Here is an 8,168-nt window from a genome sequence, read left to right on the forward strand (position 1 = left end):
GACAAAACTCTTGTACAAGCGTATCAACCGATCCTCTTTTTTCTGGAGAATCGGGGATATTCACAAGCTGCTTTTTCTGTTTCTATTTCCAGGCGCCATACAGAAGATCGTACGCGACGGTAGCGAGGTTATTAACCCCGTGATTGTAGAAAATGCGATGCAACACTACACACGACTGTCACGGTCGCTTGAAGGGGTACTCGGAGCTTCTTCCCGGTCGGTGCATCATCTGCAATAAGGCTCTTTGCCTCGATCGCATCGATCATGTTGCTCGGCCAAGGCAGATAGAGCGTCGGCTGCCATCGGCGTTCGGTTCGCGGCGCGGCTTGTGGGGCAGATCGATCCCATTCGGAATCGGCTTCCAATCTTAGAGACGGGGTCGCTGTTACCCCGGGCACAGCGGAGCGATTTATTTCTGATACGCTTATGTACGGTACTTCTGCGTTTGCGCGGAACCGGACTCGTTGCGCGGCGAAGGTCCAACGGATCGCCAGTTTAAACGATCGTAGCGCTGTGACTACACGATCAGCTTTGGCGAGGAAGGACAAAAATGGACGTCATCTCATATCTTGGAGCAACCCAGGAGCGGACCCAATCGTGCGGTGAGGCGGCCATTGCAGCCCTGCAATTGGTTCGTCTGTACGAAGCAGCGGCTGCGCGACCGAATGGCACATTTCTAGAACTTGGGACGGATCGGGGGCAGGCCACTAAAATGATTCTTGCTGCCTGCGAGAAGAACGGCGGGAACCTGGTCTCGGTTGATATCCGAGATTGCTCAAGTGCGGCAGTTAGCTGTCGCTGGACATTTGTTCAGGCAGACTCCACAGATCGCAAGACCATCCTAAACAAAGCGCCCATTCTGCAGGATGGGATCGATTTAGTCTATGTCGATAGTCTGCACACGCCAGAACACGTGTTGAATGAAGTGTATACGTGGTTCAGCCTGGTTCGAAAAGGAGGCACAATCTGCTTCGATGACATTGATCCGAACCCATATATGCGAGGGCGAAGGAAGGACAATCCCCAAATTGAGATTGCTAACCGAAGGATTTTTTATGTAGTTCAGAGCATTTTCTACGACAACTTAGACCAGCTTCAGATGACGGTAGACTTCGGTAGTACAGGCCTTGCGATGCTAAGGAAAACATCTGAGATTGGATCGGAACTCAAGCCGTTCAACCATTTGCCTGCAGAACGCAATAATACGTTTCTGGCGAAGCTCAGCGTGCGATTTGGAGAAAGATACTACGCGCACAAAGGCGATGGATCGGACTTTTTGACAGCGTGAAGTGTACCCGGATGCCGTGAGGTATTTTGATCCTGAGCACTCCATTTCTCCTTGGCGTTCATGACGCAGCTCATCATTATTGTCGGTATACGAAGTATGGCCTGAAAATGGCTGCTTAAGGATCGACGAATGTGCCGAGCTTGCTGGCTTTGGGAATGAGGTCATCGCGATACAGCTCGGAGCTTCCTGTCCAGAGGTCAAGCAGATCCAACAGAGCCCGCGCATGGGTGGCGGACGCCCCGCTGATGCCCCGACGGCTAAAAACGCGCGCGGCGTTCCTGTGGCGCTGTGAGCCTTTGGCTCACAAGACAGACTTAAAAAGACAGATTCCAGCGTTTCTCGGGACAGGCGGTCCAAGATCGACAGGGCTCGCTTGGTCTCGATTGGCTCGCACCGGCGAAACGGTGAAGAAAATTCCTGTGCGGATGCATCAGACTCGCATGCCCGTTCGCCAAAGGGAATCCATGCAACGATCCTCAAGGAAGAGAGGCTGGTTGCAGGGCGTTGACATGCCTTCCGACACCGAAAGATAAAAATCAGCGTCCAGCAGAAGGGAAAGACATCTTCGACCGCGCCGGCGAATGTGACCCTGCTGGAAAGGCCCAACCGGGCTGCCTGTTCCTCGAAAGTGGCGCGGCATTTGTCATCGCCCAGGACGGTGAGTTGCGCCTTTGCCTCGGCGGGAAGTGCCGCGAACTCGGCGAAACGTGCTCGAGCGTTCCCGATTAAGATGGCCACGGCAGATAGGGCGTCGGCGGCCATCGGCGTTCGGCTCGCGGCGCGGCTTGTGGGCAGATCGACCCCATTCGGAATCGGCTTCCAATCTGGAGACGGGGTCGCTGTTACCCCGGGCACAGCGGAGCGATACGTTTCTGATACACTTGGGTACTTCTGCGTTTGCGCGGAACCGGACTCGTTCAAAGAAGTCAAGGCAACGCTCCAAGGACCGGGCGCTTTGCCGTCAGGGATGGAAGCCATGGGAGGGGGACCAGCAGCTTGCGGATCTTTCGCGTGCCCCAAAGCGACTTCCTGTCGATGTCCGCCGGCAGCTGATTGAGGCGCGCGACCGTGCATTCGATCAAGACATTGTCTCTTCCCTGGTCGGCGGATCCTACGGGGACCGAATCGAGAAGCATCCTGGCTTGGTCCGCCATAGCCGGCGAGCTGGCCCTCTTCATCGCGCTGGTCTATCTCCTCAGGCTCGAGACTACTGCGCTAGTCCGCGTCCTGCTCGTTGCCCTCGCCGGCTGGTGCGTGCACTACTTCCTGCCGCAGCGTTACCGGCTGCCGTTTTTCGTGCTGCTCTCGTTCGCGGCTATCGCCGCAGTTTTCGCGAACGTGGGGCCCAATTGGCACCACTGGAGATTTGAGGGCCTCATCGATGCCGCCTGGATCGTCGCCATCGGGCTCGTACTGGTCGGAATTGTCCACCTACCGATCGCTTTTGGATGGAGAGTGCTGGCTCTGGTTGGCGCCGGCTGCGGGCTCGCCGCCGCACGAATGGACTGGATTGCGATCCCGTGGACGCGCGCCGTCTGGCCCGTGCTCGCTTCAATGTTCATGTTCCGTCTCATTGTCTATGCGTACGAAATGCGGCGTGACCAGAGGATGGCGACGGTTTCGGAACGTCTCGCGTATTTTTTCATGTTGCCGAATGTGTGCTTCCCGCTCTTTCCGGTCGTAGATTTTAGAACTTTCCGTAGCAGCTACTACAATGCTGACCGGCATTATATTTATCAAACAGGTGTTCAGTGGATGTTTCGCGGCGCTATTCATTTAATATGCTACCGTATCGTGTACCAGCGGTTTGTGATCGATGCTGCGGACGTGCACAACCAGATTGAGCTTTTGCAATTTATCATATGGCCGTTTTTACTTTATCTGAAGGTTTCAGGTACTTTTCACATAATCACCGGGATTTTGCATTTATTTGGATTTAACCTTCCAGAAACCCACAATCTGTACTTTCTCTCCTCAAGTTTCACAGACTTCTGGCGCCGAATAAACATATACTGGAAGGATTTCATAATGAAAATTGTATACTATCCGTTATATTTTCGTTTTCGTCGCTGGGGAGAGAGCGTAGCGCTGGTCAGCGCGACCCTCCTCGCGTTCCTCGCGACTTGGCTGCTGCACAACTATCAGTGGTTCTGGTTGCGTGGCACCTGGGTGTTCACCTGGAACGACTTCCTCTTCTGGATGATCCTGGCCGTGCTTGTGACGATCAACGCCCACTATGAAATGCGGCACGGCCGCACGCGGCGCCTGCGTGGCGGGGCGCTAAGCTGGAACGGTGCGCTGCAAACTGCGAGCCGGACCATTGGGGTATTCGTCGTCATCTGCCTCCTTTGGTCGTTTTGGAGCGCGAGCTCGGTCCCGCAATGGTTGTCGGTCTTCGACACTGTGGGCGTGGAAGCCCCTGGCAAAATGACGCCCGCCCTCGTGCTGGTCGCGGTGGCAGCTATCATTGGCATTCCTGCGCTTGCGCTCGCGCGCGGCGGCGCCGACCGCCAGTACAGTTTCCGACGGTCGGTTGCGTCGGTCGGTGTATGCGGGTTGATCGCGGTTTGCATCTCGCTCCCGGTGGTTCACGATCGCCTCGGGGAGACGGTCAGTACCGCAATGGCCGACATTAGAGCGCCGAATCTCAATAGCCGCGACAACGCGAACCTGGAGCGCGGCTACTACGAGAACCTCGTCAATGTCGGCGCATTTAACCCAGAACTCTGGATTGTCTATGGCCAACGACGAGACGACGGTTGGGGCAATTTGGACAAGACGCCGCTGAGCGAGTTCACGGGTGCGCTTCCCACGACCTATCTGCGACCACTCTCCCAAGCAGACTTTAAGGGAACGCGGGTCCACATCAACCGCTGGGGCATGCGAGATCAGGACTACGAAAAGATTCCTGCTCCCGGCACCTCACGAATCGCAATGGTCGGCTCTTCGCATGTCTTCGGCGAGGGCGTCGCGGATGACGAGACTTTCGAGGGCCTGTTGGAGCGACGGCTGAATGCGCAGGCAGCCGACAGCGGATATCGACACTACGAGGTGCTGAACTTTGCCGTTGGGGGTTATCTTCCTCTGGACATTCTGGCCATCATCGAGGATCGAGTGCTCGCATTCAAACCAAAGTACATCTTTTACTTCGAGCACAGCGCGCTTGTTCGACGAACGCTAAAGCGTCTCGGGAAAGCAATCCAGAATGGCTCCGCATTTCGCTACGACTTCGTGCGCGACATTGTACGCGAGAGCGGGATCGATCCCCGTGCCGACCCCGAGGTACTTCAAAGAAAGCTCACGCCCTACGGAGACAGACTTCTGCGTGCGATCTATTCTCGAATCGTGGAAGCTGCGAAGCGAGAAGGGGTCGGGGTCTTTTGGATTTATCTACCCAGACCAGACGAGAGGACCAGTACCGAGCTGGAGAAGCGCCTCGCTGCCGAGGCTGGCTTTAACGTTCTCGATCTTTCCGGTGTGTATGACGGGTATGACTGGCGGACGCTTCTTGTAGCACCTTGGGACGATCACCCCAACGCCGCCGGCCATCGGCTCGTCGCCGACAAGCTTTACGAAGTGCTGCAGCAACACCAGGATTTGGTTCCCCTGAACCTTGCGGTTGCTCCACAAGAGGAGGAACAATGAACGCGATCCAGATCAGGACGATGGCCAAGGATTTCATATTGAAGGAATTTCTGCCCGGTGAAAGGCCGGAGAATCTGACGGATTCAACGGAGCTGATAACTGACGGCATTCTCGACTCGTTGGCGACGCTTAAGCTCGTTGCCTACCTGGAAAAATCTTGCGGTATCGAAATCGCCCCTGACGAACTCGTCCCGGAGAACCTGAACTCCATCACCCAAATTGCCAATTTCGTCCAGTCGAAGCAGGCGTCCACATAGAGTTCGCCATGACGGTCGCTGCCTTACACGAGTATCTGGAACAGAGCGCGAGGCGGTATCCCCAGAGGTGCGCCGCTGTCGAGGCGAGCTCTGGGCGGCAGATCACCTACGGCGAGCTCGACGCGCTGTCGGACCAAGTCCGCGACCATCTGCGTCGGACCGGCGTCCAGCCGGCGGACCGCGTCGGCATTTGCCTTCCAAAATCGATCGCCTCGCTCGCTGTTCTGTTCGGCATCTTGAAGGTGGGCGCAGCCTATGTGCCCGTCGACTCTCTGGCGCCGCCTGCGCGTAACGCGTTCATATTTAACGACTGCGGCGTGCGCGCGATTTTCGTGGAGGCGTCCCGAGCCGAAACTTTGCGCTGTGAGTTGGCGCGCTTGGCTGCGGAACCTTGTCTCTTACCGCTCGACTGGTCCGACGATCCCTCGCCGCTCGCGACGTACCTGGCTCGCGTGGAGGCCGACGGCTTGGCGGTGGTGGACGAATCGGCGCGGTCGGGGCCGGACAACCTCGCTTACGTGCTTTACACTTCGGGCTCGACCGGCCAGCCGAAGGGCGTGATGCTAACGCATCGCAATGGCTCGAGCTACGTGGACTGGTGTTCCGATATCCTCGCCCCTGACGAGAACGACCGCTTCTCCTCCCATGCGCCTTTCCACTTCGACCTGTCTATTCTCGACATCTTCGTACCGCTGAAGCACGGCGCGACCGTATTTCTCATCGGTGAGGAGCTCGGCAAGAATCCGACCCGGATGGCGTCGGTGATCGCCGAGCGGCGGTTGACCGTCTGGTATTCCACGCCCTCCGTACTCACGCTTCTGGTCGAGCACGGCAGCCTTGATGCTCGCGACGACCACGCTCTTCGGTTCATTCTATTTGCCGGCGAGGTTTTTCCGGTCAAGCATCTGCGCAGGCTAAAGGCTGTGGTCCCACGCGCACGCTACCTGAATCTCTATGGCCCAACCGAGACCAACGTCTGTACCTACTACGAAATCCCGCAGACGATCGCCGAAGATCGCTCGGCGCCGTTTCCGATCGGGCGCGCCTGCTCGCATGTTAAGGCACGCGTGATCGATGCGAATGGTCGCGACGTGCCGCGAGGCCAGGAAGGCGAGCTCGCAATCAGCGGTGCTCCTGTGATGCTGGGCTATTGGAACATGCCTGAGCGAACAAGCGCCGCTTTTCATGTCGATTCAAGCGGTCGCTGGTACCGTACCGGCGATGTAGTGATCGAAGGCGATGGCGGAGTCTACACCTTCCGCGGTCGACGCGACCGGATGGTGAAGAGACGGGGATATCGGATCGAACTCGGCGAGATCGAGACGGCGCTCTATCGCCATCCAGCGATCTCCGAGGTGGCGGCGATCGCTCGCTCGGAGGAGTCGGGCGTCTCCATAAAGGTGTTCTATGCCTCGCGCGACGGCCATGCGCTGTCGCTCATCGAGCTGAAGCGGTTCTGCGCCCACAACTTGCCGGCCTACATGGCCCCGGACTGGTTCTCGCATCAGCAGTTACTTCCCAAGACATCGACAGATAAAATCGACTACCAGCATCTGATGAGGATGGAGTAGTGGATTTCGCGCTGAACGAGGAGCAGCGTATCCTGCGTGGCCAGATCCTTCGCTTCGCGCAAGATAACCTCAATAAAAATGTCAGGCAGCGCGACCGAGACCAAGTATTCCAGCGCGAGTTGTGGGGGGCTTGCGCGCAGATGGGCCTGACCGGCCTGCCAGTCCCCCAGGCCTACGGGGGACCCGGTCTCGATTCCCTGTCCACGGCCATTGCAATCGATGCGCTTGGCTACGGCTGCGAGGATTCCGGCTTGGTATTCTCGATCTGCGCCCACCTTCTGGCCTGCGTGGTGCCGATTTGGAAGTTCGGCACTGAAGAGCAAAAGAATCGATATCTTCCGGGGCTCTGTGATGGCACTTTGATCGCAGCCAATGCGATGAGCGAACCGGAGTCGGGCTCGGATGCATTTGCGATGCAAACCCGGGCGGAGCCTCATGGCGATGGCTTTCTAATCAACGGCACGAAGACCTTCGTGAGCAACGGGCCGGTGGCAGATGTTGCCGTCGTCTTTGCAGTCACTGACCGCGCCAAGGGGTATTTCGGCGGCATCACGAGCTTCCTCGTGGACCGCGCGCTGCCCGGCTATCTGGTCGCGCAAAAGTTCGAAAAAATGGGACTGCGGACGTCTCCGATCGGGGAGCTTGTCTTCGAGGACGTATTTGTTTCGAAGAACGCTGTTCTCGGTGGAGTGGGCGGCGGCTCCAGGCTGTTTGCTCATAGCATGGACTGGGAGCGGGCGTGCCTATTCGCCAGTCATATAGGCACCATGGAGCGGCTTCTGGAAAAGGCAGTGGCCTATACGCGCACCCGACGTCAGTCCGGCCAGGCCATCTCCAAGCACCAGGCGGTCGCCCATAAGATTGCCGACATGAAGATGCAGGTGGAGGCGGCCCGACTGCTCGTCTACAAGGCGGCGTGGGGCCTTGAGCGCTCCCAGTCCGTATCCCTCGACGCCGCCGTTTCGAAGCTCTTTGTGAGCGAATCGCTAGTTCGCACCACGCTCGATGTCGTCCAGGTCTTCGGCGGCTATGGTTTCTTGAGCGAATTCGACGTCGAACGTGCCGTGCGTGATGCCATCGGCAGCAAACTCTATTCCGGAACTTCTGAGATACAGCGCAACATTATTGCTGGCTGGCTGGGGCTTCGATGACGGCTGTGGTCAGAATCTGTCCATGAAGGGGCGGCGTGTGCTGTCGCTGGGCCTGCCCTCAGTTCGCGAAAAGGGCGACGCTCGATTTTGGTAAGGCAACCGGAGAGTGGTACTATCGCAAGCCATGGAGGCACCGGGGCGGAGGGCGCTTTTGTCGTTCGACTTGGGTGCGTCTGCCCAGCCCGTGATCTCCGAACTTGCGGCTCAGAGGCGAAGAACTAGACCAGCCGCGACGCGTGAACGATAGGCTTTGTGG

6 protein-coding genes are annotated in these 8,168 nt (G+C 57.6%); all 6 read left to right on the plus strand.

Features of this window, described 5'->3' with window-relative positions:
- Positions 1 to 238, plus strand: a 238-nt coding sequence (locus EOA85_RS38155) for a hypothetical protein (RefSeq protein ID WP_206523334.1), incomplete at its 5' end; no start/stop codon positions are given.
- 312 nt (positions 239 to 550) lie between these two features.
- On the plus strand, positions 551 to 1,288 hold the full coding sequence (locus EOA85_RS20405; RefSeq protein WP_127210941.1) for a class I SAM-dependent methyltransferase: 738 nt from the start codon (positions 551 to 553) through the stop codon (positions 1,286 to 1,288).
- Positions 1,289 to 2,356: 1,068 nt separating this feature from the next.
- Complete coding sequence (locus tag EOA85_RS20410) at positions 2,357 to 4,933, plus strand: SGNH/GDSL hydrolase family protein (protein WP_127210942.1); 2,577 nt, start codon at positions 2,357 to 2,359, stop codon at positions 4,931 to 4,933.
- Positions 4,930 to 5,190 (plus strand): acyl carrier protein, encoded by a 261-nt coding sequence (locus tag EOA85_RS20415; RefSeq protein ID WP_206523335.1) that lies wholly within the window; start codon positions 4,930 to 4,932, stop codon positions 5,188 to 5,190. The genes EOA85_RS20410 and EOA85_RS20415 overlap by 4 nt, the downstream gene beginning before the upstream one ends.
- A gap of 8 nt (positions 5,191 to 5,198) precedes the next feature.
- Positions 5,199 to 6,761 (plus strand): amino acid adenylation domain-containing protein, encoded by a 1,563-nt coding sequence (locus tag EOA85_RS20420; protein ID WP_127210943.1) that lies wholly within the window; start codon positions 5,199 to 5,201, stop codon positions 6,759 to 6,761.
- Positions 6,761 to 7,912, plus strand: coding sequence for an acyl-CoA dehydrogenase family protein (locus EOA85_RS20425; protein WP_127210944.1), 1,152 nt, complete (start codon positions 6,761 to 6,763; stop codon positions 7,910 to 7,912). Before EOA85_RS20420 ends, EOA85_RS20425 begins: the two co-directional genes overlap by 1 nt.
- Positions 7,913 to 8,168 lie beyond the last annotated feature (256 nt).

The sequence above is a fragment of the Mesorhizobium sp. M5C.F.Ca.IN.020.29.1.1 genome (assembly GCF_003997375.1).
In the GTDB taxonomy this organism is placed as follows: Bacteria; Pseudomonadota; Alphaproteobacteria; order Rhizobiales; family Rhizobiaceae; genus Mesorhizobium; species Mesorhizobium wenxiniae.

Bases quoted from the DNA above. Each gene is read 5' to 3' on its own strand.
- EOA85_RS20405 (WP_127210941.1), top strand. From the start codon at position 551: ATGGACGTCATCTCATATCTTGGAGCAACCCAGGAGCGGACCCAATCG.
- EOA85_RS20415 (WP_206523335.1), top strand. From the start codon at position 4,930: ATGAACGCGATCCAGATCAGGACGATGGCCAAGGATTTCATATTGAAG.
- EOA85_RS20420 (WP_127210943.1), top strand. From the start codon at position 5,199: ATGACGGTCGCTGCCTTACACGAGTATCTGGAACAGAGCGCGAGGCGG.